Source organism: Planomonospora sp. ID82291, from assembly GCF_015711645.1.
Lineage (GTDB): Bacteria > Actinomycetota > Actinomycetes > Streptosporangiales > Streptosporangiaceae > Planomonospora.
Map to the genome: position 1 here is coordinate 648,386 of NZ_JABTEX010000003.1, position 26,062 is coordinate 674,447.

Sequence of the window (26,062 nt, forward strand, 5' to 3'; positions counted from 1 at the left end):
ATCATCGGGGAACGAGCCGGAGGACTTCGCTGAGCTGCGTCGACTCCTCTTCGGGACGGTCCCGGGGCCGACCGAGGAGGAGTCCCTCGACATGTTCGCGCAGACCTTCTCGTCGGAGGAGGCCGATCTGTCCCTGCTGCCCGAGCCGGACGTCTTCGAGCCGGACGTCTTCGAGCCGGGCGACGGCGGCCCGATCCCGGACGCCTCCGGCCCCGGCCCGTTCGGCGCGGCCGATCCGGAGGACCCGTGGGACCCGTACGGCTCCGACGCCGACGGCCACTCCCCCCACGACGACCCCCACGGCGATCCCCACGGCGATCCCCACGGCGACTCCCCCGACGGCTGGGATCCGCTCTTCGGCGGTGACGTGTGACCGCCTCCCCCACCTCCCCCGCCTCCCCCGCGGACCTGCTGCGCCGGCTGTGCGACGCCACTGCGGCCAGGCTCGCCGGGGCGGAGTTGCGCGAGCGGGTGGCGCAGGTGCGCGCCGGCCTCGACGCGCCGCTGCGGGTCGCGGTGGCGGGCGCGGTGAGCAGCGGGAAGTCCACGCTGGTCAACGCACTGCTGGGGCTGCCGGTCGCCCCGGTGGACGCGGGCGAGTGCACCTTCGTCGTCACCCAGTACGAGTACGGTCCCGACGACGGGCTCATCACGATCGAACTGACCGACGGCACCACGGCCCGCTCCCGGCTGCTGCCCGGTCACCGGCTCCCCGCCGACCTCGGGGTGGACACGGCCCGGATCCGCCGCCTGCGCGTCTCCCTGGACCTGCCCTCGCTGCGCACGGTCACCATCATCGACACCCCCGGCATGAACACGGTGACGGCCGTCAACGAGCGGGCCGCCCGCGGCATGCTGTTCGGCTCCGGCGAGGAGGACGACCGCGCGCAGGCGATGATCTATGTGCTGCGCTACGTCCAGAAATTCGACGACACCACCCTCGCCGAGTTCCGCGGCCTGACCGGCGCGTGCGGGCTGAGCTGCGTCAACACCCTCGCCGTCCTGGGCCAGATCGACCGGCGCGGCGACGAGGACGACCCCTGGCCGACCGCCCGCCGGCTGGCCGCCGGCGGCTACGCCGACCTGCGGACCTCCGTCTTCGACGTGGTCCCGGTGATCGGTCTGCTGGCCGAGACCGCGCGGGCCCGCCCGCTGGACGCCGAGGAGTTCGCGGCCCTGTCGGACCTGGCCGGCCTGGACCCCGACGACCTGGAGGACTACCTCCTCGACCTGGACGACTTCCGCACCGCGCCCGACCTGCCGGTCCCCTCCGGCGTACGGCACCGCCTGGTGGAGCGGCTGCACCGCTACGGCATCCGCACGGCGGCCGACGCGCTGCGCCGGGCCGAGGCGGCCGACCCCGCCACGCTCACCGCCTGGCTGCTGCAGCGCTCGGGGTACGCCTCCGCGGGTCGCGCCGCGACGGGTTCGGTGGCCGCGGGCATCGCCCACTTCGCCCGCCGCGCCGACCAGCTGAAGGCGCTCGACGCTCTGACCCGGCTCCGCGGGATCGCCCGTACGCCCGCGCTGGGCTCGGACCGCGCCACCCTGGACGCGCTGGCCGCGCAGCTCGACGAGAACCGGCCGATCGCCGCCGCCCTGGCGGGCCTGCGCATCTTCGCCGCGGCCGAGGCGCTCGGCCGCGGCACCCTGGTGCTGGGCGAGGAGATGGCCGGCGAGCTGCTCCGCCTGGCCCGCCACGACGACCCCGCCGAGCAGCTCGGCCTGCCCGCCGGGGCCCCGCCGGAGGAGGTCGCCGCCGCCGCCACCGCCGCGTCGACGCGCTGGCGCGCCCTGGCCATGATGAACGAGGGACGCACCGCCGGGCACCGGGCCCGGGACGTGCTGACCGTCCTGGAGGACCTGGTCATCGCGGCCCTGGACGCCCAGGCCGAGGCCGGAACCGGGAACGGGTCCGCAGGCGGGACCCCGCTGCCCCCGGTCCGGGTGGACGCCGCCGCGGTCGAGACCCTGCGTGCCTGCCCGGCGGTGCCGGCCGACGACCGGCGGGCGCTGGAGCTGCTGCTCACCGGGACCGAGCTCGCGGTCCAGCTGGGCGCACCGCCCGGCAGCCCGCCCGCCGAGCTCGCCGGCTACGCCGCCGCCTTCGGCGCCCGGTTCCGCGTCCTGACCCACCGGCCGCTCACCCTGCGGCAGCGCCGGGCCGCGGAGCGGATCTGCGACGCCTACGAGGACATCTGGGCGCGCCACCACGGCGCGTGAAAGGAGAATCATGACGACCCCCGACCCGAACGGCCCCGTGGCGCGGCTGCTGCGCTACGCCAACGAGGTCCACGCGCTGGCGGGCCGGTGCGGCAGGAAGGACCTGGCGGAGGTGCTGGCCGCCTGCGCCGCCCGCTGGAAGGACGAATGCACCGACATCGTGGTCGCCGGAGCGCAGAAGCGGGGCAAGAGCCGCCTGCTCAACACGCTCGTCGGCCACCCCGACCTGGTCCCGGTCGACGCCGACGTCGCCACCGACTGCTTCCTGTCCCTGCGGCGCGGCCCCCAGCTCACCGCCGTCGTGCACCGCAGCACCGACGCCGGGCCCGTGCAGCTCCCGATCAGCGTCGAGTCCATCCCCGACTACGCCTCGATGCGCGGCGACGCCGGCAAGCGGCGCGACGTCGTCAGCGTGGACATCACCCTGGACAACCCGCTCCTGGACGGCCTGCGGCTGCTCGACACGCCGGGCGTGGACAGCCTCACCGTGGGGCACCGGCAGGTGACCGTGGCCATGCTCCAGCGGGCGGACGCGCTGCTGTTCACGCTCAGCGCCCAGGACCAGCCGGTGCTCCGGCACGAGCTGGAGTTCCTCGCCGAGGCCGCCGAGCGGGTGCAGGCGATCGCGTTCGTGCTGACCAAGGTGGAGGACTCCGCCAACTGGCGGACCCTGATGGAGGAGAACCAGGCCCGGTTGAAGACCTTCGTCACCGAGGCCGTCGCGCAGGACCCGGCCCGTGCGGTGACCCTCACCCCGCTGCTGTCGGCCCCGTGGATCCCGGTGAGCGCCAAGCTCGCCGAGGCCGCCGAGGCCAAGCGGCGGGAGGGCCGCCTGGAGCGGGCGGACGCGCTGCGGGCGCGCAGCGGCATGGACGCGCTGGAGCGGCACCTGCGCGCCTTCGCCGAGGGCAGGGAGTCGGCGCGGGGCGCCACCGTGGTGGCCGCCGCGCTGTCGGTGCTGGGCTCGCTGTCGACCACGGCGCAGGACGACGTGGCCGCGGGCTCGGACGACGAGGGCGACGCGGCCGCCCGGCTCGCGCAGGTCGAGGCCGACCTGGAGGGCCTCACCGAGCTGGCCGCCCGCCGCCGGGCGGGTGCGGTGGCCAACACCTTCCTCGGCCGCGAGGTGGCGGGGATCGTGGCGGCCCGGGTGGCCGAGATCCGCCAGCCGTACGAGAACGCGATCGCCACGCTGAAGAAGCAGGAGCAGGTCGACCGGTACATGGCGGAGCTGCCGATGAGCGTGCAGCGCTCGCTGGAGGCGGCCTGGTCGCAGATCGTCTACGACGTGGAGACCCTGGCCCGCCGGACGCTCGACGCCTTCGCCCGCGACCTCGGCCTCGACCCCGTCGAGTTCGCCGCCGACCCGAACGCCATGCCCGGCCTCTCCCAGGTCCAGGTCAGGAAGGACGCCTCGGCGGACGCCCCGGGCGAGGTGGACATGGTCCGGGACGTGCTGCCGTCGGCCTCGATCGGGCTCTCCCTGGGCGGCTTCGCCGCGACCCTGCTCGGCCCGGTCGGCTTCCTGCTGGTCGCTCCGGCCATCGGGGCGGCCATCTTCATGGGGCGGCGGTCGATGGAGAAGGTGCAGCGCAACCAGGCGGCGATCCGAGGGGCGTTGCGCGACCAGTTCGCGGCGGTCTCCCGGGAGATGACGCTCGACCTGGAGCGCATGGTGGCGACCTGGCGGGTCGGTGTCGAGCAGGCCGCCGACGAGAGCCTGGTGAAGCGGCGCAAGGAGCTGGAGGGCCGGCGCGCCGAGCTGAAGGCCGCCTCCGCCCGCTCGGCCGCCGACCGCCGCAGGGCACGGGAGTCCGGTCAGGACCGGATCACCGCGATCGAGACCCTGACCAGGCGCGGCCAGGAGCTGCGCCGGGAGCTCGCGACCGCGGTGGCCGCGCTGGGCGCCGGACAGACCGCGCCCCCCGCCGCGTCCTGAGAAGGCGCGTGTCCCGCCGCCCGGTGCCACGGAGCGGCGGGCGCCGCACCGCGCAGGAGTCGCCCGTCGGTTCTACGGCTTGACGGTTCAGCGCTGCGGGACGTCTTCGGAAGTCCTGGGCCTGGATGGCGCTGACGATCCGCCGCCGCTCACCGGTGAAGGTCACGGCCATCCGGCACACGGACGAGGCGGCGTGCTCCGAGGCCGTGTTCGTCGTGCACGCGCAGCGTCACGCCGAGGAAACCGGAGTCGGTCATCCCGTCGAGGGTCTTGCGCAGGTGCGGGCGGGTCGGGGCGGGGTGGGTGGTGGACATGGTGGCGTGCTCCTTGAGGGCTGGTGCGGGATTCAGCTGGAGGGGATGGGACCGCTGCGCCCGGCGGGCCCAGGGTGCGGGCTCTGCGGGGCGCTTTTGCTACAGGCTGCGGGCGGTGATGTCGCCGTAGGCGGTGGTCGCGTGGATGGTCAGGCCGGCGGCGGCGCCGTCGGTGTTGGCCAGCGCGTTGCGGATGCGGCCGTAGGTGGTGCCGGCGTCCAGGGACGCGGAGGCTCCGCGGGCGGCGCCGACGGTGATGTCGCCGTGCTCGGTGCGCAGCGTGACGGTGCCGTGCACGGCCTCGGTGATGCGCAGGTCACCCTTTCGGGTGCTGATCCGGGCGGGGCCGCCCAGGCGGCCGACCGAGACGTCGCCGGCCTGGAGGTCCAGGTGGGCGCCGGCGGTCTCGTCGAGCGTGACGGTGGCCTGGGCGCCGGTGAAGGAGACGTCGCCGAGGCGTCCGACGCCGCGCAGTTCGGCGCCGGCGGCGGTGGCCTCGATGCGTGAGCCGGCGGGCAGCCGGACGGTGACCTCGATGGAGCCGGAGGGGCCGAAGAGGCGGTTCGCGGGGTCGGGGGTGTGGATGCGCAGGACGCCGTCGTCGTAGGTGACGGTGGTCTGCTGGGCGGTTTTGACGTCGCGGCTCCTGGCGGGGTCGGCGGGCAGGATCTCGACCGTGGTGTCGGTCCGGTCGGCGGCGATGAGGCGGATGGATCCGGCGGGGATGTGCAGGACCGTCGAGATGGGGGCGGGGGTGGTGAACGTCTGCATGGGGTGCTCCTTGGCCTGTGGTCGTGTGCTGTCGCCGGCGTGTTGTTTCCGACGAGGGAAAAGCTACGTTGCCTTCATGATATCGGCAACAGCGATATTGCATTGAAGCGTCATCTTTCCAGGTAAACACCAGATAATTGGTGCAACGGTTCTGAATCTAACGCAATGATCTCAAGCACTTCGTTGCAACCGATGGAAGGTGAACGCTATGGTGCAGGCAGTGCGGACCGCGAAGACGCTCATGAAGGAGATCCCGATGCCGGGCGGCAGACTCACCCAGCAGGAACGCCGGCAGATCGCGCTGGGACTGGCCGACGGCCTGGCCTACGCGGAGATCGCCCGACGCCTCGACCGGCCGACCTCGACCGTCACCCGCGAGGTGACGCGCAACGGCGGCCCCGCCGCCTACCGGGCCGACCTCGCCCACCGCGCCAGCCAGCACCGCGCCCACCGCCGCAGGAAGAGCCCGCCCCCGGCCCCCGGCACGCCCCCGCAGGCCCACGGACGCGACGCCGAAGCCGTACGCGCCTACGAGGAGACGTTCACCACCGTCTTCATGCAAACGGGCCTGCCCGCGATGACGGCCCGGATGCTGGCGGCCCTCTACACCACCGACACCGGCAGCCTGACCGCCGCCGAACTCGCCGCACACCTCCAGGTCAGCCCCGCGACCGTCTCCAAGGCGGTCGCGTTCCTCGACGGCCAGGGCCTCATCCGCCGCGAACGCGACGAACGCCGCCGCGAACGCTACGTCGTCGACGACGACGTCATGTACCAGTCCACGATGGCCGGCGCCCGATCCACCGCCCACCTCGGCCGGATCGCCCGCCAGGGCGTGGACGTCCTGGGCCCCGACACCCCGGCCGCCGCCCGCCTGGAGAACATCGCCCGCTTCGTCGACTTCGTCTCCGAGAGCATCGCCCGCGCCGCGGACCAGGCCCGGGAGATCCTCCACACGAAACCCGGAACGGCCCCGGACCGCGACGTCTGAGCCCCGTCCGGATCCCGGTGAGGGCGAGCGCGGGTACGGCGAACGCGACCACGACGACAGAGCGCGATCCGCTCGTTCTCCGTCTGCCGGGGCAAGACCGGTCCGCCTCCGAAGCAAGCGGCACGGCCCCCGTCGCGACCGAGGCGGGGGCCGTACCGGCGGCGCCTCACAGCGGCAGGTGCACCAGGGTGGCGGGGTGGTCGCGGGTGGCTCCGGTCGCGTCGGCGGGGCGGTGCAGGCAGAGCAGGCCCGTGGGGACCCGGACGACCGGCTCGAACGTGCCCGCCGCGCGGTGGACCTCCCGCGCGCCCTCGGGGGTGACGTGCACGAGCCTGCTCCGGCCGGCGTCGAGCATGGTCAGCCAGAGGGAGTCGCCGTCGGCCACCAGGCGCGGGCGCTCCCAGCGGTACCGGGAGGTGAGGTGGCCCGCCAGGGCCGCCGACTTCTTGCCCATCAGGAACCGCAGCGTGCCGGACCGCTCGTCCAGGACGCTCACCGACCAGCCCCTGGCGGGGCTCACCTGGTCCGTGCCGACCGCGTAGAGGCTGCCGCCCGCCGGGACCCAGCGCAGCGCTCCGGTGGGCGGGCGCGGCGCGACCAGCGCGGGCCGGCCGGCGGCGGTGTCCGCCTCCAGCCCCGCCGAACTGGCCGTGAACCACCTGCCGTTGTGCAGGACGACCTGGTGCAGCCGGCTGCGGCCCGGCTCCCGCACCGTCGGCCGGACCACGCCGCCGGGGTCGACCAGGCACAGCACCTGCCACGGCCGGAAGTCCTGGTGCCGGGTGGCGAACAGCGGTTTGTTGCTGCTGAACTGCCCGAGGACCACGGTGCAGCCGGGCGCCCCCACCGAGAGCGCCGGATCGGTGCCGCTGGGCGAGTCCTGGTCGATCAGCCGGCGCACCCGGTTGTCCTCGTTCACGAACCACCGGGCGTAGGGGCCCAGGTCGCGCGGCTGGGGCTCCTGGAAGAAGCCGCCGCCACCGCCCAGATCGACCTCGATCATCGCCAGCTGCCCGGTCTCCCCCCACGGCAGGCCCACCGCGGCGTCGACCGCGACGGTCTGCCGGGACTGGTAGAACACCCACCCCGTACGGCCGTGCGCCAGCACGGTGGGGTCGCCCCAGGTCTGCAGCGGATGGGTGGAGCGGATGCCCAGTTCGGGGGTGAGCGCGCGCACCAGGATCTGCGCCGGTCCGACCTGCTCCGTCGTGACGACACCCTCCCCCGAGGCGGCCCACTCCACCAGCCGCCCGAAGTGGAGCTCGCGGTCGTGGCGGCCCTCGACGCCGTCCAGCCTGCGCAGGAAGTGGCCGCCCTCGAACGCCTGGTGGACGAGGACCCGGCCGCCCGCGGCCCGCGCCTCCAGCACGTGGTCCATCACCTTCTCGACGCCCTCGACCGAGGGCCCGTCCACCGCCGGGGTGCTCCCCGTTCCGGCGGAGGGCGCCCGGTGCCCTGCGGGCACGTGCATCGGACCGGTGGACGCCCGGTGCCCGCCGGCCGGGCCCCCGGCCGGACCGGGAGCGGCGGGGGCCGGGGCGGGCGCGGCGGGGACCCGGCCGCCGGGGCCGCCGGGGCCGCCGGGGCCGCCGGGGACGGGGTGTCCGCCGGTCGGGCCGGCGGGCCGCAGCGGGGTCCCGCCGGCCGAGTGCGAGCCGGTCGCCCGGCCGGGCTCGCGGTGTTCGACCTTGAGCTTCCAGGCGAGCTGCGCGGCGCCGTACGCGACGACGATCTTCGGATCGTCGTAGGTGCGCACCTTGTCCCCGAAGCGGTCGCGCACGGCCTGCTGGACCGAGGGCATCCGGCTGCCTCCGCCGGTCATGAACACCGCGGCCAGCTCGTCCGGGCCGATCCCCGCACCGCGGATCGTCTCCTCCAGGATGTCGGCCGTCCTGGTGATCTCCTCGCCGATGAGACCGCCCAGCTCGGTCCGGTCGATCTGCACGTCCTCGTTGACGCCGACCACGTAGTGGGAGGAGGTCTCGAACTTCGACAGGGTCTCCTTCGCCTCCCTGGCCGTCTTCAGCAGGTCGGCGGCGTAGCTGACGTAGCGGCGCTCGGGATTGGTGGTCACCTGCGTCCACCACTCGGGGTCGATGCGCTCCAGCTGCGTGCCGAAGAAGGCGAAGACCTGTTCGTCGAAGCCCTCGCCGCCGATCTCGTCGCTGCCGCCCGGCTCCCCCACGACCTTGAAGTCGCTGCCGTCGGCGGTGAGCACGGCCGCGTCGAACGTGCCGCCGCCCAGGTCGTAGACGGCCAGATAGGAGCCGCTCGGCACCCGCCCGGAGGAGGCGAAGTAGCGGGCCGAGGCGACCGGCTCGTCGACGAAGGCGATCCGCACGCCCCGCACGACCTTCTTGGCCGCCGCCAGCAGCACCGCCTTGCGCTCGGCGCTCCAGGCCACCGGGTGGGTCAGCGCGATGCAGTCGGGGTCCGCCCCGTCGAACCGGCGCCGGCCCTCGCTGACGAACAGCTCCAGCAGCGCCGCCATGGCGTCGGTGACGTCCACCGGGACCCCGCCGAGCAGCATCCGGCCCCGGCCCACGTAACGCTTGGGGTTGCGCTCGACGCGCTCGGGGCTGACGCCGATGCCCCGCTGGGCGATCCGGCCGGCCACCAGCGTCCCGCGCTCGTCCAGCATGACGGCGGAGGGGATGCGCCGCTCCCCCTCGACCTCCAGGACGTCGAAGCGGCCTTCGGCGGCCATCACCCCGGCGGAGAAACTCGTCCCGAGATCGACACCGAGGCACCACTGCGCCATTTCTCACTCCTCGTCAGCACAGACCCGATCGGTCCGCCTCCGCCGGCCGCGGCCCGGTCGCGGCGGACGCGTGGGGAACGGTCCAGGACGGGCGAGAGGACCATCGGGCCGGGGGCGGGCCGGACATCATCTTCCTATGGTTTGTCGTGGCCGCATGACGTTTGGTTTGCCGGAGGAGCGCACTGTTCGCACCGGTTTTCCGGCCCGTCCGCGGCGCGGCCCTCAGGATCCCCCTCCACCGGTCCCCGGCGCGCCCCTCAGGTTCCCTCACGACCGGTCCCCGAACCGTCCTCAGGCCCTGTCGGTCCCGTCGCCGGGCCGCCCGGCCAGGGAGGCCAGGACGCGGGCGAACTCCTGCGGCGGCGCCACCACGAGCCGCGTCTGCCCGTCCTGGTCGACCAGGTCGGCCCTGATCAGGCGGAGGCGGCCCCGGTGCCACCAGTAGACCTGCGGGCTCAGCGGGTCGGCCGCGCGCTCGGACTCCCGCTGGGCGAACGTGCGCAGCCGCTCGATCGCGCGCACCACGTCCAGGCCCTCGACCGGGTGGACGACCAACGTCGCCGGGTCCGGCAGGACGACCAGCGCCCCGTCGGCGGGGACGGGGAAGTAGTCGTCCAGGTGGCGCAGGTGGGTGGCGGCGCACGCGGTCGAGCCGGTCAGCCGCCGGACGGCGACGCCGCCGAGGTCCTCCCGGGTCACCGAGAGCCGCTCGTCCTTGCGGGCGTTGTCGGCGGCCAGCTCCAGCGCCTGGGCGGGGGTGATCGGCCAGCAGCCGACCTCCTCCGGGCGGACCGGCCGGCCCGCGGGCCCGTAGCCGATCGTGAGCACCTCGACCAGGTCGGCGGCGAGGTGGCGGCCGACCACGCGGGCCGCGCCCAGGTCGTCGTCGAGCCGGATCCTGGTGCGCAGCAGGGGGCGGACCTGGGCGAGGTCGCAGGCGTCCAGCGGCTCGTCCAGCGTGGCCAGGGTGTGGGCCAGGTGCTCGGAGACGAGCGTCGGCCAGTCCTCGCGCGAGTGGCGTCCCGCCTCGGCGCGCAGCCCCGCCAGCCGCACCGTGACGGTGCGCGGACCGGGCGGCGTCTCCTGCGGCGTCGCGGCGGGGGTCCCCGCCGGCGTCCCGGACGGCGCCGCGGGCGAGGCCTCCTGCGGCGTCCCGGAGAGGGTCAGCGTGCCGCCGTCGGGGGCGAAGGAGCAGCTGTAGCCGAGGGAGCCGGCGACCAGGCCGAGCAGGGAGTCGAGGTCGACGTCCTCCACCGGGCGCGGCGGCGGCCCCGCCTGCCGGCCGGCCCGCCGGCCGCGATGCCGCCGGATCCGGAAGAGCCTCAGCCTCACGCGCGCGTCCCCTCTGCCGGGTTTCCTCTCTCTGGTCTCCTTAGAGTGCCCCGTCGGGATAGCGGATCGACCAGGTCAGGGAGCACGATTCAGCATCAATACCACCAAGTGCCCCCATAGGCACACTGAGCTGCGGTGTTCCGTGGCCGACCGGGAGCCCCGCCACCACCGGCACGCCGAGCCCTCCGAGCCGCTCCCGCAGGACCGGATGAGGGTCGCCGCAGCCCGTCCACGAACCCAGCGCGAACCCCGCCGCCCCGTCCAGCGCCCCGGTCCCCAGCAGCTGCGTGAGCATCCGGTCGATCCGGTACGGCGCCTCCCCCACGTCCTCCAGCAGGACGATCCGCCCCTCGGCCCGCAGCCGGTACGGCGTGCCGCACAGCGCCGCCAGCAGCGACAGGTTCCCCCCGGTGATCGGGCCCGCGGCGCTCCCGGGCGCGATCACCCGATCCCCGGTGACGGACTCCGCGCCGCCGAACAGGGCCGCCGCCAGCCGCTCCAGGCTCCGGGGCTCGGGACCGCCCGGATCGGCGAGCAACGGCGCGGCCGGCATGGGGCCGAACCAGGAGACCAGTCCCAGCCGGACCTCCAGCGCCCGGTGCAGGGCCGTGACGTCGCTGGAGCCGACCAGCGTCTTGGGCCCGGCCGCGCGCATGGCCGCCCAGTCGAGCAGGTCCAGGATCCGCGTCGCGCCGTAGCCGCCCCGCGCGCACAGCACCGCGGCGACCGCCGGATCGCACCAGGCCCGCTGCAGGTCGGCCGCCCGCGCCGCGTCGGACCCGGCCAGGTAGCGGTCGCGGTCGAGCACGTGGGCGCCCGTGACGACCTTCAGCCCCAGCCCGGCGAGCACGGCCGTGCCGCGGGCCAGCCGTACCGGGTCGACCGGCCCGGACGGGGCCACGACGGCCACCGTGTCCCCCGGCCGCAGGAGGGGCGGGACGGCGGCGGTCCTCGCACCGCCCGGACGCGGGACGGAGGCCGCCGCGAGGGCCTCCGCGGAGGGCCCCGCGGAAAGCCCCGCGGGAGGCCCCGCGGAGAGCCCCGCGGAGGACTCCGCGCCGCCCGGGCGCGGGGCGGCCGGGACCGCGGCGGAACCCGTCCCGGCGTGCCCGGGCGTGGCCGGTTCGTTCACTCCGCAAACGGTGCCACACTGGGGTCAGACATGCGACCTCCGCCCCACATCCTCGTGGTCAACGGCATCAAGGTCCGTCGGCCGGTGTTCGTGCTCGCCGCCCCGCACTCCGGCGCGGACCTGCTGGGCCGCGCCCTCAAACGCTCGCCCGGCTTCCACGTCACGATGGGCCGCGCCGCCGTGACCCACGTCGTGCACGCCTTCGCCCGGCGGCCCTCCATCGCCCGCCGGGGCCTGGGCGCCATCCGCGTGCTCCGCGACGCCATGGCCGAGTCCTGGCAGATCCTCCCCGGGGCGTGCCGCGAGTGCCCGGACGTCTGCCGGGAGGCGGGCGGGGTGACCGGGGCGGGCCCGTGCGCCACCGCCGGGACGGTCGCCCGGTTCGGCGACGCCAGTCCCGACCTCGTCTACAGCGCGCCCGTGCTGCTCCAGGCCTTCCCCGACGCCCGGTTCGTCCAGCTGGTCCGGGACGGCCGGGACGTGGCCGCCGACATGATGGCCGACCCGGCCGCCCTGTCGTGGTTCAAGCCGGTCCGGGTGAGCGACGACACCGAGTTCCCCAATCCCTTCCTCGGCGTCAAGTCCGCCGAGCACATCGACCGGTGGAAGGCGATGCCCACCGCGGGCAAGTGCGCGCTGCGCTGGCGCGGGGCGGTGCGCCTGGCCGCGGAGCTGCACCGCGAACTCCCCCGCGAGCAGCTGCTGACCCTGCGCTACGAGGAGCTGGCGGCCTCGCCCGGCGAGACGGTGGAGATCCTCTCCCGCTTCCTGGAGACCCGCGTCTCCAAGGTCGCGCTGTACGGCCGGAACGCCCCGCAGGTCGGCGCCTGGCGCACCCGCCTGCGCTCCGAGGACGCCGAGCTGGTGGAGAAGGTCGCCCGCGAGGAACTCGCCCGCCTGGGCTACCGGTGACCGCCCGCTCCGCCGGTCACGACCGGCCGCCCGCCGGACCGCCCGCTGCGCCGGTCACGACTGCGAGCTGAACTGCGTGCGGTAGAGCTCGGCGTAGGCGCCCCCGGCGGCCAGCAGCTCCTCGTGCCGGCCCCGTTCGACGACGCGGCCGTCGACGATCACCAGGATCTGGTCGGCCTCGCGGATCGTGGACAGGCGGTGCGCGATGACCAGGGAGGTCCGCCCCGCCAGCGCGCTCTTCAGCGCCCGCTGCACGGCGGCCTCCGACTCGGAGTCCAGGTGCGCGGTGGCCTCGTCCAGGACGACCACCCGGGGGGCCTTGAGCAGCAGCCTGGCCAGCGCCAGGCGCTGCTTCTCGCCGCCCGACAGCCGGTAGCCCCGGTCGCCCACCACGGTCTCCAGCCCCTCGGGCAGGGACGCGACCAGCTCGGCGATCTGCGCGGCGCGCAGGGCCTCCCAGACCTCCCCGTCGGTGGCGCCGGGCCGGGCGTAGCGCAGGTTGGCCCCGATGGTGTCGTGGAACAGGTGGGCGTCCTGCATGACGACGCCCACGGTCTCGCGCAGCGACTCCAGGGTGGCCTCGCGCACGTCGAGCCCGTTGACGCGGACCGCGCCCTCGCTCACGTCGTACAGCCGGGAGACCAGCGAGGTGATCGTCGTCTTGCCCGCGCCCGAGGGCCCGACCAGCGCGACCAGCTCGCCCGGCCGGGCGGTGAAGCCGATGCCGCGCAGCACCTCGCCGCTCTGCCCGGTGTCGGGGCGGGCCACCGCCTCCAGCGACGCCAGCGACACCTCCGAGGCCGCCGGGTAGTGGAAGCGCACGTCGTCGAACTCGACCGTCACCGGTCCGGCCGGGACGGGCCGCGCGCCGGGCCGCTCGGCCACCATCGGCTCCAGGTCGAGCACCTCGAAGACCCGGTCGAAGCTGACCAGCGCGGTCATCACGTCCACGTGCACGTTCGACAGGCTGGTCAGCGGGCCGTACAGCCGCATCAGCAGGGCGGTGAGCGCGACCAGGGTGCCGACCTGGAAGGCGCCGTTCACGGCCAGCACGCCGCCCACGCCGTACACCAGCGCGGTGGCCAGCGAGGCGACCAGGCCGAGGGCGACCCGGAAGACCGTCCCGTACATCCCGACGGTGACGCCCACGTCGCGCACCCGCCCGGCGCGGGCGGCGAAGGCGTCCGCGTCCTCGCCCGGCCGGCCGTACAGCTTGGCGACCATGGCGCCCGCCACGTTGAAGCGCTCGGTCATCATGGAGCTCATCTCGGCGTCGAGCTCCATCTGCTCGCGGGTGAGCCCGGACATCTTCCGCCCGACCCACTTGGCCGGCAGGACGAAGACCGGCAGCAGCACCAGCGCCACCAGGGTGATCTGCCAGGACAGCACGATCATGGTGCCGAGCACCAGCACCAGCATGACCACGTTGGACACGACCGACGACAGCGTGCTGGTCAGCGCGCGCTGCGCACCGATCACGTCGGTGTTCAGCCGGGAGACCAGCGCGCCGGTCTGCGTCCGCATGAAGAAGGCCACCGGCATGCGCTGGACGTGGTCGAAGACCTCGGTGCGCAGGTTGTAGATCAGGCCCTCGCCGACGCGGGCGGAGAACCAGCGCTGGGCCAGCCCGAGTGCGGCGTCCAGCACCGCCAGGCCGGCGATGGCCACCGCGAGCCCGACGACGAGCCCGGTGTCCCCCGCCTTGATGCCGTCGTCGATGATCGACCCCATCAGCAGCGGGTTGACCACCACGATGACCGAGCCGAGCACCACCAGCGCGAGGAAGGCGGCGATCTGCCGGGAGAACGGCCTGGAGTAGCGCACGATCCGCTTCACCGTGCCCGGCGCGAGCCGCTCCTTGGTCACCGAGCTGTCGCGCCGCAGCGAGCGCATCGCCTGGGGGCCGAAGCCCCCGCCCATCATCGCCATCTGGCCTCCTCTCCCGATCCGAGCGCCGGGAGAGGCGACGTGATTCCCGGATCAGCTCCGGGCGAACACTGCATCCGGCCTGGTCGCTCAGCCGAACAGGGCCGTGATCCGGGCCATCTGCTCGCGCCGCTCAGCCGAACAGGGCCGTGATCCGGGCCATCTGCTCGCGCCGCTCGGCCGCGCACTGCTCCTCCAGCGTGCGCCCCGAGGCGCCCTGGAGCAGCCGCTTGGTCGCCGTGGCGGCGTCGCGGTCGGTCGCCAGCAGCGCGGCCGCCAGGTCCCGTACGGCCTGCGCCAGGTCGCCGGGGGCGACGACCAGCTCGGCCAGACCGATCCTGGCCGCCTCCTCGGCGCCCACGGTGCGAGCGGTGAGGCAGATCTCCACGGCCCGCGACAGGCCGACGAGGTCGACCAGCGGCTTGGTCCCGGTCAGGTCGGGAACCAGGCCGAGCGCGGGCTCCTTCATGCACAGCCTGGCGTCGTCGGCCAGGATCCGCAGGTCGCAGGCGAGCGCCAGCTGGAAACCGGCGCCCACGGCGTGACCCTGGACCGCCGCGATGGAGACGATGTCCGGCCGCCGCAGCCACATGAAGCCCCGCTGGGCCTGCGCGATCCGCGCGTCGAAGGCCTCGCCCCCGAGCGTGGCGGTGCTCGCGAACGATCCCTGCCCCGGAACCCCCTCCGGAGTGAACATCCGCAGGTCGATGCCCGCCGAGAAGGACGGCCCCTCACCCTGGACCACGACGACCCTCACCTGCTGCGGCAGGTCGTCACCGATTCGGGCCAGCGCCGACCAGGTGCCGAACGTCTGCGCGTTCCGCTTTTCCGGCCGTGCCAGCGTGATCGTCGCGATCTCGCCGTCCACCTCGAAGCGCAGTCCGACCTCCGCGAGAGAGATCTCCTCCGCGTCCCCCTCGCGCACCGCTTCCGCCATCGCTCGTTCTCCTCCGCGTTCGCCGTCTGTCACGCCCGAGCCTACCGACTCTTCTAGAATGAGGTTCGGCAGACCCGGACGGACGGACGAGCTGAGGACGAGCGGCTGCGGTCGCGCGTTCCGAGGCGGCTCAGCGCTTGGTCTTGCCCCGGGTGGCGCCGCCGCGCCCGCGCAGAGTCACGCCGGACTCGCTCAGGATGCGGTGGATGAACCCGTACGACCGGCCGGTCGAAGCGGCCAGCGCACGGATGCTCTCACCCGAGCTGTAGCGCTTCTTGAGATCGGCGGCCAGTTTTTCACGGTCGGCCCCGGTCACCCGGGTGCCCTTCTTGAGAGTCTCGGCCACGAGCTACCTCCTGTAGTGCCAGACTTCCGCAGCGTTACTCCGCCATGATCAGTCATTTCTGCGGGATCGGCTACCTACTCCCAGGGAAAAGATCCGTACCCGCTCAAATTGAGATCAGGCAAGTGCCACAAGATCGGAAAATTCGTCGCTCCACGCGTCTTCAACTCCGTCCGGCAGCAAGATCACCCTATCCGGTCGCAGAGCGTCCACAGCACCCTCATCGTGCGTTACGAGGACAATCGCCCCAGAATAGGATCTCAGGGCCGTGAGGACCTGCTCCCGGCTGACCGGGTCGAGGTTGTTGGTGGGCTCGTCCAGGAGCAGGACGTTGGCCGCCGACAGCACCAGGGTGGCCAGGGCCAGCCGGGTCTTCTCGCCGCCGGAGAGCACCCCGGCGGGCTTGTCCACGTCGTCGCCGGTGAACAGGAAGGAGCCCAGGACCTTGCGCAGCTCGACGTCGGGCAGCTCGCCCCCGGCCGAGCGCATGTTCTCCAGCACCGTGCGCTCCGGGTCGATCGTCTCGTGCTCCTGGGCGTAGTAGCCCAGCTTGAGCCCGTGCCCCGGCCGGACCTCGCCCGTGTCGGGCTGCTCGATGCCGCCCAGGATGCGCAGCAGCGTGGTCTTGCCGGCGCCGTTCAGGCCCAGGATGACGACCCGGGAACCCCGGTCCACGGCCGCGTTGACGTCGGTGAAGACCTCCAGCGAGCCGTAGGACTTCGACAGGTCCGTCGCCGTGATCGGGGTCCGCCCGCACGGCGCCGGCTGGGGGAAGCGCAGCTTGGCGACCTTGTCGCTGCGCCGCTCCACCTCCAGGCCGGACAGCAGCCGCTCGGCGCGGCGCTGCATGTCCTGGGCCGCCTTGGCCTTGGTGGCCTTGGCGCGCATCTTGTCGGCCTGCGACATCAGCGCCGAGGCCTGCTTCTCGGCGTTGGCGCGCTCGCGCCTGCGGCGCTTCTCGTCGGTCTCCCGCTGGGCCAGGTAGGCCTTCCAGCCGACGTTGTAGGTGTCGATCACCATCCGGTTGGCGTCCAGGTGCAGGACCCGGTTTACCGTCGCTTCAAGGAGCGCCACGTCGTGGCTGATAATGATCAAACCACCTTGATGGGATCGTAAAAAGTCGCGGAGCCACGCGATCGAATCCGCGTCGAGGTGGTTTGTGGGCTCGTCCAGCAGGAGAGTCTCCGCTCCGCTGAACAGGATCCGGGCCAGCTCCACGCGTCGGCGCTGGCCTCCGGAGAGGGTCTCCAGCGGCTGGCCGAGCACCCGGTCGGGCAGCCCCAGGCTGGAGGCGATCGAGGCCGCCTCCGACTCCGCGGCGTACCCGCCCAGGACGTGCAGCCGGTCCTCCAGCCGCCCGTAGGCGCGCACCGCGCGGTCGCGGGTGCGCTCGTCGGCCGAGGACATGCCCAGCTCGGCCTGGCGCAGCTCGCGCAGGATCTCGTCCAGCCCGCGGGCGGACAGGATGCGGTCGCGGGCGATCACCTGGAGGTCGCCGGTGCGCGGGTCCTGCGGCAGGTAGCCCACCTCGCCCGTGGTGGTGACCGTGCCCGACGCCGGCAGCGCCTCACCCGCGAGCACCTTGGTCAGCGTCGTCTTCCCGGCGCCGTTGCGCCCGACGAGGCCGATCTTGTCTCCGGGGTTCACCCGGAACGACGCGCCCTCGATGAGCAGCCGGGCTCCGGCGCGGAGTTCGATGTCAGAAGCAATGATCATATTCGGGGGAACACTCCCAGGCTGGGGGATACACGGGCTCACCACGTCGCTGTGGCCGAGTCCGCCGCGCCCTGTCTCCCGGCTCTCGGCTCGGCCGTCCCGCCTCGTCGGCGGGCGGCGTCAGCCGGGAGTGCGCATACGGATCAGTGTACGGCGCGCGCGCACCTCCGCCCGCCCTGTTCCCCGCGCCGCACCCGGCCCGCACCTGGCCGGGCGCGCCACGCGGAGCCGGGCCGGACGGGTCAGGCGGGATCGACGATCCTGATCCTGACCGCGCGGAACAGGGCCGGGGTGCCGGCGAGCACCGCCAGCCGGGGATCGGGGACCGTCAGGAAGGGCTCGGCCTCCAGCGCGAAGACCGGAGCCAGCCTGCGGTCGGCCCGCAGCGCGTCCACCGCCCGCCGGTCGCCGCCCAGGATCACCGCCTCCAGCCCGCCGGTGTGCGGGCCGAGGATCCGCAGCGCCACCTCGGCCGCCGCCTCGTGCGCCTGGTCCACCTGCTTCTCCCTGCGCCGGGCGAAGCGCCGCTGCGACCAGCCGCCCGCCGCGCTGCGGCCGTGGACCTGCCGCGAGCCGACCTTGGAGGAGACCAGCTCGTCCCCCTGGAAGACCCCGGCCGCGTGGCCGCCGAGCCGTACCAGCAGCACGCCCACCCTGCGCTCCCGGCGCACGTGGGTGGTCAGCCGGGCCAGCGGACCGCCGCCGGCGGCCGTCAGCGGCGGGAAGGGCACCCGGCACTCGGCCACCGCCCCGTCGGCGCCCTCGATCCGGACGGCCTCGTCGGAGGCGGCGGCCTCCAGCGGGCCGTGCCGTTCGGCGAATCCGTCGATCCAGCGGCCGAGCCGCTCCGGCCCCACCGAGACCCAGCGGCCCCCGCCCGCGGCCGGTCGTGACGTCATGCCCGGACCCTACCCGGGTTCAGGGCAGCCGCGTCCCGTGCGTCATCGGAGCGGCCCGGTCCGCCTGCGTCCCGGGCATCCCCTGCATCGCCGCGACCTGGCGGATCAGGTCCGAGACCCGCACGATGCCCATGCACCGGCCCACCTCGTCGGTGACGACCAGGTCGTCGTAGACGCGCTCGGCGTCGCGGCCCGCGACCTGCATCGCGGCGATCGCGGGGGTGGTCTTCGGGACCGAGCGGACGGGGTCGGCCAGGCGGGCGGCGGGCTTCTTGCCGTGCAGCGCGTGGCCGTACCGGCTGGCGATGGCGAGCAGGAAGCGGCTGCGGTCCAGGCTGCCCTTGGGCCGCTGGTACTCGTCGACCAGGATCACGCTGCTGATCGAGGGCTCGCCGCTGAAGGTCTCCACGGCGTCCTCCGCGGTCGCCTCGTAGGGGAGCGTCACCGCCGGCAGCAGGAACTCCTGCACCCTCGGTCCCAGCAGGAGCTGGGCCGGCTCCGGCTCGACGACCGGCAGCGGCACGTGGACCCGGCCGGAGGGACCGGGCACCAGCAGCGGGCCCTGCGCCAGCCGCACCCCCCACCGGCGGACCGCGGCGAGCTGGGCCTCCTCGGCCACGCCCGGGGCCAGCACGTGGGCGCCCGTGTTCCGGGCCAGGGCCGCCAGCGACTCGGCCAGCGCCGTCCGGCGGGGGTCGCGCCCCACCCGCGCCATCAGCCCGGCCGAGAGCACCACCAGGTACGGCGAGACGTCGGCCAGCAGGTCCGGCGGAACGTGCGCGGTGCCCAGGTCCCCCACCGCCACCAGGTAGCCGATGGCGCGCAGTCCCTCCAGCCCCGCGAGCAGGGCCCGGCGGTCCTCCTCGGCGAAGCCGCCCCGGAGCACGAGGATGATCTCGCGGGGCCGCCGCCCGGAGATCCGCAGGGCCTCGTGGAGCGGCGCCAGGGCGGCCGAACCGCTGATCACCGCCCGCGCGGGCAGCGAGAGGACCAGCGGGAGCAGCGCCTCTCTCCGGGACACCTCCAGGACCGTCCCGGCCAGGACGACGACGTCCCCGTGGCCCGAACCGCCCTCCCCCAGGTCGCCGGCGGCGGCCTGGAGCGCGATGACGCCCCCGGTGTCGAGGTCGACGATCGGCGCGACGGCCGGGGCGGCCCCGGGAACGGGCCCTGGAAGGGAGGGCGCCGGTACGGTGAACGACGCCGCCGCGGCGGCCGGCGGCAGGAGGTGCGTGTGGGTCGGCACGTATCGAGGATGACCCCGTACCGGCTCTCACATAAGCAGCGTGCGGTGATGTTCACCGACATTTCGCCGTTCGTTGAGCGGCCGGCAGGCGTCCGCACCTGCCGGTTCACCTTCTTCTCTCCTCCCCCTCCCTGAAACAGGCCTCCACGCTCCCTGCAACAGGCCTCCACGGTCAGCGCAACAGGCCTACACGGTCAGCGCCCAGGACAGACAGGCCAGCGCGACCGTGCAGGCCAGCGCGCGGACCACGTTCCAGCGCACCCACACCGCCTCGAACCGCTCGCGCACCGCCCCGAGGTCGGGGATCCGGCCGGGCTCTCCCGCCGCGTCGAGCGCGTCGTTGAGCGGTACGTTCATCGAGAACGTGACCGCCAGCGCCACGCCGTACAGCACGAACGCAGCCCCGATCCAGGGCAGCGCGGGGCGGCCCAGGTGGAGCAGGCCGGCCGCAGCGGTCAGCAGCGCGGCCCCGGCGAAGGCGGCGGCGAACCAGCCGTTGAGGATCGCCGCGTTGATCCGCTGCATCGCCTCCACGAACGTCCGGTCGCCGGCCCGGCCCAGCCCCGGCATGACCGCCACCGCGAAGGCGTAGAACAGGCCCGCCATCAGCCCCGTCGACACGGTCGCCCCGATCAGGACCGCGACCCGCAACACGTGTGTGCTCTCCGTCATGCCCCCAGTCAACCGGCCGCCGGCGCCGGAGACCATGCGCGATGATCTCCGCTCCATGCGCGGCCGTCTACAATCGGCGGCGTCGAGGACCCCGGCCAGGATTCCGGGGTCTCACGCTGGAGGCGGTCGATGAGCGCGTTCGCGGACCTGCTGGACGGGCCGAGGGCCCGGGGGGCGTTCCTGCTCCGCAGCGTCCTGGAGCCGCCCTGGTCGCTGCGGATCGAGGACCGGGCGCCGCTCACCCTGGTCGCCGCAGTCCGCGGCGAGGCGTGGATCGCGCTCGGTGGCGCCGAGCCGGTACGGCTCCGCGCCGGGGACGTCGCGGTGGTGCGCGGCCCCGATCCCTACACCGTCGCCGACGACCCGGCCACCCCGCCCCAGGCCGTCGTCCGTTCCGGAGGCTGCGCCACGACACCGGAGGGCGAGGACCTGTGCGACGCGCTGGACCTGGGCGTGCGCACCTGGGGCGGCACGGCGGACGGCTCCACGACGCTGCTCACCGGGACGTACCGGATGCGCAGCGAGGTCGACCGGCGGCTGCTGACGGCACTGCCCCGGCTGCTCGCCCTGCCCTCGGACTCCTGGGACTCCCCGCTCGTCGCCCTGCTCCACGAGGAGATCGCCAGGGACGCGCCCGGCCAGGAGGCCGTGCTGGACCGCCTGCTGGACCTGCTGCTCGTCGCGGTCCTGCGTGCCTGGTTCTCCCGCCCGGAGGCCGAGGCCCCCGGCTGGTACCGGGCGCACGGCGACCCCGTCGTGGGCCCGGCGCTGCGCCTGCTGCACGAGCACCCGGCCCACCCCTGGACGGTGGCCGGCCTGGCGGCCAGGACGGGCGCCTCCCGCGCGGCGCTGGCCCGCCGCTTCACCGAGCTGGTGGGTGAGCCGCCCATGACCTACCTGACGAACCGGCGGCTGGCCCTCGCGGCCGATCTGCTGCGTGATCCCGGCGCGACGGTCGAGGCGGTGGCCGCGCAGGTCGGCTACGGCAGCCCCTTCGCGTTCAGCGCCGCCTTCAAACGCGTGTACGGCGTCAGCCCCCGCGACCACCGCTCCCCGTCGTCCGCCTCCGGGCAAGCCTCCTCCACACCCCCCGCCTTTACATCGTAGATTCTTAATCCCGCCCCGCACCGGGACCCGCCCCGCCCCGGGCCCGCCCTCGCACCGAGCCTGGCCCCGGTGCGGCGAACCCCTCGCTGCACGTATGCTATTAGTTAGGCATACCTAAGTTGATTACTTCGGGAGCGGCTCATGGCAGAAGGCAGGCCCGTGCGCAGGGCACGGCGCGGCGAGGTGGTGCGCACCGAGCGGCTCACCCCGCACATGATCCGGGTCGTGCTCGGCGGCGAGGGCCTGCGCGGCCTGCCCGTGGGCGAGTTCACCGACCACTACGTGAAACTGCTGTTCGCTCCCCCGGGGGTGACGTACCCGCGGCCGTTCGACCTGGAGGCGATCCGCCGCGACCTGCCCCGCGAGCAGCAGCCCACCACCCGGACCTACACGGTCCGGGCCTGGGACGCCGAGGCGGGTGAGCTCACCCTCGACTTCGTGCACCACGGCGACAGCGGCCTGGCCGGTCCGTGGGCCGCCCGGGTGCAGCCGGGTGAGGAGATCTGGTTCCTCGGCCCCGGCGGCGCTTACGCGCCCTCCGCCGAGGCGGACTGGCACCTGCTGGCCGGCGACGAGAGCGCGCTGCCGGCCATCGCGGCCTCCCTGGGGCGGCTGCCCGCCGGGGCCCCGGCCCATGTCCTCATCGAGGTGGCCGGTCCCGAGGAGGAGCAGCCGCTCGACTCCCCCGGCGACGTGAAGATCGTCTGGCTGCACCGGGGCGGCGCGCCGATCGGCGAGCGCCTGGTCGCGGCCGTGCGCGAACTGGACTTCCCCGAGGGCGTCCTGCACGCCTTCGTCCACGGCGAGGCCGGGTTCGTCAAGGAGCTCCGCCGCCACCTGCGCGCCGAGCGCGGCGTCCCGCTCTCGGCGCTGTCCATCTCCGGCTACTGGCGGATCGGCCGCGACGAGGACGGCTGGCAGTCCTCCAAGCGCGAGTGGAACCAGCGGATCGAGGAGGAGGAGGCCGCCCTCCTGCCCTCGTGAACCGCGGCACCCCGGGCGTCCGAAGCGGGGACCCCGGCGCCCCGGGAAGGGCGCCCGGGGCGCCGGGCGAGGAGCGTCAGAGGCGGCAGGCGTAGATGGCGGTGACCAGGATGGCCTTCGCGCCGAGCTCCCAGAGCTGGTCCATCACCTGCTGGTGCCCCTTGCGCGGCACCATGGCGCGCACCGCGACCCAGCCCTCCCGGTGCAGCGGGGAGACCGTGGGCCCCTCCATGCCGGGGGTGAGCGCGATGGCCTCCTCGATCCGCTCGGCGCGGATGTCGTAGTCCATCATCACGTAGTCGCGGGCCACCAGCACGCCCTGCAGCCGGCGCACCAGCTGGTCGAGCCCCTGGCTCTCCACGGCGTCCGGGCGCCGGATCAGCACCGCCTCGGAACGGGCGATCGGCTCGCCGAACACCTCCAGCCCGATGTTGCGCAGCGTGGTGCCGGTCTCCACGACGTCGGCGACGGCGTCGGCCACGCCCAGCCGGATGGCGGTCTCCACCGCGCCGTCCAGCTTGATCACCCTGGCCTCGACGCCCTGCTCGGCGAGGTGGCCCTCCAGCAGGCCCGCGTACGCGGTGGCGATCCGCCGGCCCTTCAGGTCGGCGACGGAGGCGAACGCCCCCGGGTCGGCCGCGAAGCGGAAGGTGGAGCGGCCGAAGCCGAGCGGCAGGATCTCCTCCACCCGCGCGCCCGAGTCGTGGAGCATGTCGCGGCCGGTGATCCCGGCGTCCAGGGTGCCCTCGCCGACGTAGACGGCGATGTCCTTGGGCCGCAGGAAGAACAGCTCGCAGGAGTTGTCGGGGTCGATGACCACGAGCTCCTTGCTGTCCTTGCGGACGCGGTATCCGGCCTCTTTGAGGATCGTCTGGGCGCCCTCGGCGAGGGCGCCCTTGTTGGGTACGGCGAGACGGAGCATGGCGGGAGGATTCCTTCTTCTCGGGCGGGGAGGGTCGTCGCACGGGAGCCGGGCACGCCGGCTCAGAGATGCTTGTAGACCTCGTCCAGCCCGATCCCCTTGGCGATCATGAGGACCTGCACGTGGTAGAGGAGCTGGGAGATCTCCTCCGCGGCCCGCTCGTTCGACTCGTGCTCGGCCGCCATCCAGCTCTCGGCGGCCTCCTCCACGACCTTCTTGCCGATGGCATGGACTCCGGCGTCCAGCGCGGCCACGGTCCCCGACCCCTCGGGGCGGGTCCGCGCCTTGTCGGACAGCTCGGCGTACAGCTCTTCGAAGGTCTTCATCGTCTCTCTCGGCGTCGTCCGGATAGGCGCACCCAGCCTAACGGCCCGCCCGGCGTGACCGCGCGCCCGTCCATCCACCGGACCCTCCCGCGGCCCCGGCCGGGGTCCGCCCCCGCCTCATCCGTGTCCCGGCCGGGCCTCGTTCACGCAGCGCAGCACCGGGAAGGCGAGCAGCGCCGCCGGGTCCAGCTCCCGCTCGGTGGCGACGTGGAAGACCGCGCTCTCGCCCGGCAGCAGCGTCACCAGCAGGTCGTCGACCGCGGCGTCCGGGTCCAGCCGGTCCGGGAACAGGGCCAGCTCGCGCAGGAGCGTGCGCGCGGTCACCGTCACCCGGTAGCCGCCCTCGGCGGGCTCGGCGTGGGCGTCGTAGGCCGCCTCGGGGAAGGCCACCACCGTGTCCTCGGCGTAGAAGGAGACCGTACGGCTCCCGCCCAGGGCGGCGACCAGCACCTCCCGTGCCGGGTCCCCCGGCGTGCGCACCGCCTCCGGCAGCGGCACCCGGACCACCGAGCGCGGCGCCGCCTCGACCCGGACGGCCTCGGCGGCCAGCGGCTCGCCGTCCAGGCCGTGCCGGACCAGCGACAGCTCGCCGGTCCACCGCTCGGGGGCGTCGTTGACCACCGCGAGCTCCCCGCCCTGGACGGTCAGCAGCCGGTCGGCGTAGACGCGGCGCAGCGCGTACCACAGCGGCTTGCGCCGGCCGTCGCCGTCGACCGCGGCCCAGGAGGTGACCGGCCAGCAGTCGTTGAGCTGCCAGACGATCGTGCCCATGCAGTGCGGCGCCAGCGCCCGGAACCGCTCGATGCCGAAGACCATCGCGCGGGCCTGGTTGAGCTGGGTCAGGTAGTGCCAGTCGTCGAAGGTCGCAGGGGGCGGCAGGTGGCCGCCCAGACCGCGCAGGAGCTTGGCGTTGCCGTCGATCGCCTTCTGGTGGTGCAGCACCAGGGGGGCGTCGGCGGCCAGCTCGCCGCTGACGGCGCGGCGCAGGGTGGCGTACGCCGGGGGCCCCTGGAAGCCGAACTCGGCCACGAACCGGGGCGTGTAGGCGGCGTAGCGGGTGTAGTCCTCGCGGTTCCACACGTCCCAGATGTGGATCGTGCCGCGGGAAGGGTCGTTGGGCGGCAGGTCCGGCGCGCCGGAGTACGGGCTGCCCGGCCAGTAGGGACGGGTCGGGTCGAGCTCGGCGACCACCGAGGGCAGCAGGTCGTAGTAGAAGGCCGAGCCCCAGCTCCGCCCGGCCAGCTCCTCCTGCCAGCCCCAGTCGGCGTGGCCCTCCAGGTTCTCGTTGTTGCCGCACCACAGCACCAGGCTCGCGTGGCCCGCCAGCCGGGCCACGTTCTGGCGCGCCTCGGCCTCCACCTCCGAGCGCAGCGGCTCCTCCTCCGGATAGGCCGCGCACGCGAACGGGAAGTCCTGCCAGACCAGCAGGCCCGTCTCGTCGGCCAGGCGGTAGAAGTCGTCGCTCTCGTACAGCCCGCCGCCCCACACCCGCAGCAGGTTGACGCCGGCCCCGGTCGCCTGGGCGAACCGGGCGGCCAGCCGGTCGCGGGTGACCCGGTTGGGGAAGCAGTCGTCGGGGATCCAGTTGACGCCGCGCACGAACACCGGCACGCCGTTGACGACCACGGTGAAGGCGCCGCCGTCGCGCTCCAGCTCGACCGTGCGGAAGCCGATCCGCCCGCTCCAGTCCCGCGCGCCCGAGGGGACCGCCGGCCCGCTCCCGCCCGGCCCGTCCAGGGAGACGGTCAGCTCGTGCAGCGGCTGCGCGCCGTACCCGCGCGGCCACCAGCGCTCCGGCTCCGGCACGGTCAGCTCCAGCACGGCCTCGCGCTCGCCCGGCGCCAGGTCCGCCCGCGCGCCGACGCCCGCGACGGCGGCGTGCACCGACAGCGGCGTCTCGGCGACGCGCTCGACGCGGACGTGCACCCGCACCCTGCCGTCGGCGCCGTCCATCGTCACCAGCGGGCGCACCTCGGCCAGCCGGGCGCCGCTCCAGGACTCCAGCCCGATCGGCCGCCAGATCCCGGCGGTGACCACGGTCGGCCCCCAGTCCCAGCCGAAGTTGCAGGCCATCTTCCGGATGAACTGGTACGGCTCGTCGTACGGGCTCGGCCGCTCGCCGAGGGCCGCCCGCTGCGCCTCGGCGTAGGCGTAGGCCGAGTCGAAGCGCACGGTCAGGGTGTTGGCGCCCTCGCGCAGCAGGTGCCGTACGGCGAAGCGGTAGGAGCGGTGCTGATTGGCGGTGGTGGCGACCTGGACGCCGTTGAGGATCACCGTGGCGACCGTGTCGAGGCCCTCGCAGACCAGGTCGGTCCGCTCGTGGCCGTCGCCGGTCCAGTCGAAGGTGGTCTGGTAGACCCAGTCGGTCCGGCCGATCCAGGCCAGCCGGGTCTCGTTGTCGTCCAGGTAGGGGTCGTCGATGATCCCGGCGGCGAGCAGGTCGGTGTGCACGCAGCCGGGGACGGTCGCGGTCACGCCCGCCACCTCGACGTCCTGCGAGACGGCCGTGAGGGTCCAGCCGTCGTGCAGCGGGCGGTACGAACTCAAGTAGATCTCTCCTTAGCGGTCGTGGGGACGCCGGGTGGGGCGTCCCGCACGACGTCCGATGG

The 26,062-nt window shown here is 74.2% G+C and carries 22 protein-coding genes; 7 read left to right on the plus strand and 15 right to left on the minus strand.

Features of this window, described 5'->3' with window-relative positions; all coding sequences use genetic code 11:
- Positions 1-91: 91 nt before the first annotated feature.
- The 3 genes from HS045_RS22160 to HS045_RS22170 are packed head-to-tail and all read left to right on the plus strand — an operon-like array spanning position 92 to position 4,162.
- Positions 92-373 (plus strand): hypothetical protein, encoded by a 282-nt coding sequence (locus tag HS045_RS22160; protein WP_196453351.1) that lies wholly within the window; start codon positions 92-94, stop codon positions 371-373.
- Positions 370-2,223, plus strand: coding sequence for a dynamin family protein (locus tag HS045_RS22165; RefSeq protein WP_196453352.1), 1,854 nt, complete (start codon positions 370-372; stop codon positions 2,221-2,223). The genes HS045_RS22160 and HS045_RS22165 overlap by 4 nt, the downstream gene beginning before the upstream one ends.
- A 10-nt stretch (positions 2,224-2,233) precedes the next feature.
- Complete coding sequence (locus HS045_RS22170) at positions 2,234-4,162, plus strand: dynamin family protein (RefSeq protein ID WP_196453353.1); 1,929 nt, start codon at positions 2,234-2,236, stop codon at positions 4,160-4,162.
- A 149-nt stretch (positions 4,163-4,311) separates the two neighbouring features.
- Here HS045_RS22170 and HS045_RS22175 read toward each other — a convergent pair whose 3' ends face one another.
- Entirely contained in the window at positions 4,312-4,476 is a 165-nt protein-coding gene (locus HS045_RS22175) for a hypothetical protein (protein ID WP_196453354.1), read from the minus strand.
- A gap of 99 nt (positions 4,477-4,575) precedes the next feature.
- Positions 4,576-5,247 carry a DUF4097 family beta strand repeat-containing protein gene (locus HS045_RS22180; protein ID WP_196453355.1) on the minus strand — a complete coding sequence of 224 codons (672 nt, stop codon included), beginning with the start codon at positions 5,245-5,247 and terminating at the stop codon, positions 4,576-4,578.
- A 256-nt stretch (positions 5,248-5,503) separates the two neighbouring features.
- Between HS045_RS22180 and HS045_RS22185 the strand changes: the two genes are divergently transcribed.
- Entirely contained in the window at positions 5,504-6,238 is a 735-nt protein-coding gene (locus HS045_RS22185) for a helix-turn-helix domain-containing protein (protein ID WP_196453783.1), read from the plus strand.
- Positions 6,239-6,404: 166 nt separating this feature from the next.
- Here the strand turns inward: HS045_RS22185 and HS045_RS22190 are convergent, their stop codons facing one another.
- The 3 genes from HS045_RS22190 to HS045_RS22200 all read right to left on the minus strand — a co-directional run bounded on the left by HS045_RS22190 (position 6,405) and on the right by HS045_RS22200 (position 11,232).
- Positions 6,405-8,999 carry an Hsp70 family protein gene (locus HS045_RS22190; protein ID WP_196453356.1) on the minus strand — a complete coding sequence of 865 codons (2,595 nt, stop codon included), beginning with the start codon at positions 8,997-8,999 and terminating at the stop codon, positions 6,405-6,407.
- Between the two features lie 291 nt (positions 9,000-9,290).
- Positions 9,291-10,331, minus strand: coding sequence for a hypothetical protein (locus HS045_RS22195; RefSeq protein ID WP_307827646.1), 1,041 nt, complete (start codon positions 10,329-10,331; stop codon positions 9,291-9,293).
- A gap of 40 nt (positions 10,332-10,371) precedes the next feature.
- Positions 10,372-11,232: an LD-carboxypeptidase gene (locus HS045_RS22200; protein WP_307827647.1), complete on the minus strand. Its 861-nt coding sequence runs from the start codon at positions 11,230-11,232 to the stop codon at positions 10,372-10,374.
- 261 nt (positions 11,233-11,493) lie between these two features.
- On the opposite strand from HS045_RS22200, the gene HS045_RS22205 reads away from it, so the two are divergent.
- A complete protein-coding gene (locus HS045_RS22205; protein ID WP_196453357.1) occupies positions 11,494-12,375 on the plus strand; it encodes a sulfotransferase in 882 nt (293 codons plus the stop codon).
- A gap of 54 nt (positions 12,376-12,429) precedes the next feature.
- Here HS045_RS22205 and HS045_RS22210 read toward each other — a convergent pair whose 3' ends face one another.
- From HS045_RS22210 to HS045_RS22240, 7 genes are all read right to left on the minus strand, one after another.
- Positions 12,430-14,304: an ABC transporter ATP-binding protein gene (locus HS045_RS22210; RefSeq protein ID WP_196453358.1), complete on the minus strand. Its 1,875-nt coding sequence runs from the start codon at positions 14,302-14,304 to the stop codon at positions 12,430-12,432.
- Positions 14,305-14,434: 130 nt separating this feature from the next.
- Positions 14,435-15,238: an enoyl-CoA hydratase/isomerase family protein gene (locus tag HS045_RS22215; protein WP_196453359.1), complete on the minus strand. Its 804-nt coding sequence runs from the start codon at positions 15,236-15,238 to the stop codon at positions 14,435-14,437.
- Positions 15,239-15,368: 130 nt separating this feature from the next.
- Positions 15,369-15,584: a helix-turn-helix domain-containing protein gene (locus HS045_RS22220; RefSeq protein WP_068899248.1), complete on the minus strand. Its 216-nt coding sequence runs from the start codon at positions 15,582-15,584 to the stop codon at positions 15,369-15,371.
- A gap of 114 nt (positions 15,585-15,698) precedes the next feature.
- Complete coding sequence (gene abc-f, locus HS045_RS22225; protein WP_196453360.1) at positions 15,699-17,297, minus strand: ribosomal protection-like ABC-F family protein; 1,599 nt, start codon at positions 17,295-17,297, stop codon at positions 15,699-15,701.
- 242 nt (positions 17,298-17,539) lie between these two features.
- The gene (locus tag HS045_RS22230) at positions 17,540-18,196 is read right to left on the minus strand and encodes an acVLRF1 family peptidyl-tRNA hydrolase (protein WP_196453361.1); all 657 of its coding nucleotides are present in this window, start codon (positions 18,194-18,196) and stop codon (positions 17,540-17,542) included.
- A 19-nt stretch (positions 18,197-18,215) separates the two neighbouring features.
- Positions 18,216-19,442 (minus strand): EAL domain-containing protein, encoded by a 1,227-nt coding sequence (locus HS045_RS22235; protein ID WP_307827648.1) that lies wholly within the window; start codon positions 19,440-19,442, stop codon positions 18,216-18,218.
- 186 nt (positions 19,443-19,628) lie between these two features.
- Positions 19,629-20,114, minus strand: coding sequence for a DUF1772 domain-containing protein (locus tag HS045_RS22240; protein ID WP_196453362.1), 486 nt, complete (start codon positions 20,112-20,114; stop codon positions 19,629-19,631).
- A 129-nt stretch (positions 20,115-20,243) separates the two neighbouring features.
- Here HS045_RS22240 and HS045_RS22245 point away from each other — a divergent pair, with 129 nt between their 5' ends.
- Positions 20,244-21,221 carry an AraC family transcriptional regulator gene (locus HS045_RS22245; protein WP_196453363.1) on the plus strand — a complete coding sequence of 326 codons (978 nt, stop codon included), beginning with the start codon at positions 20,244-20,246 and terminating at the stop codon, positions 21,219-21,221.
- 141 nt (positions 21,222-21,362) lie between these two features.
- A complete protein-coding gene (locus HS045_RS22250; protein ID WP_196453364.1) occupies positions 21,363-22,205 on the plus strand; it encodes a siderophore-interacting protein in 843 nt (280 codons plus the stop codon).
- 76 nt (positions 22,206-22,281) lie between these two features.
- Here HS045_RS22250 and hisG read toward each other — a convergent pair whose 3' ends face one another.
- The 3 genes from hisG to HS045_RS22265 form a co-directional block, all read right to left on the minus strand.
- Complete coding sequence (hisG, locus tag HS045_RS22255) at positions 22,282-23,127, minus strand: ATP phosphoribosyltransferase (RefSeq protein WP_196453365.1); 846 nt, start codon at positions 23,125-23,127, stop codon at positions 22,282-22,284.
- Positions 23,128-23,189: 62 nt separating this feature from the next.
- Positions 23,190-23,453 (minus strand): phosphoribosyl-ATP diphosphatase, encoded by a 264-nt coding sequence (locus HS045_RS22260; RefSeq protein WP_012892448.1) that lies wholly within the window; start codon positions 23,451-23,453, stop codon positions 23,190-23,192.
- 117 nt (positions 23,454-23,570) lie between these two features.
- Positions 23,571-26,000: a glycoside hydrolase family 2 protein gene (locus tag HS045_RS22265; protein WP_196453366.1), complete on the minus strand. Its 2,430-nt coding sequence runs from the start codon at positions 25,998-26,000 to the stop codon at positions 23,571-23,573.
- Positions 26,001-26,062 lie beyond the last annotated feature (62 nt).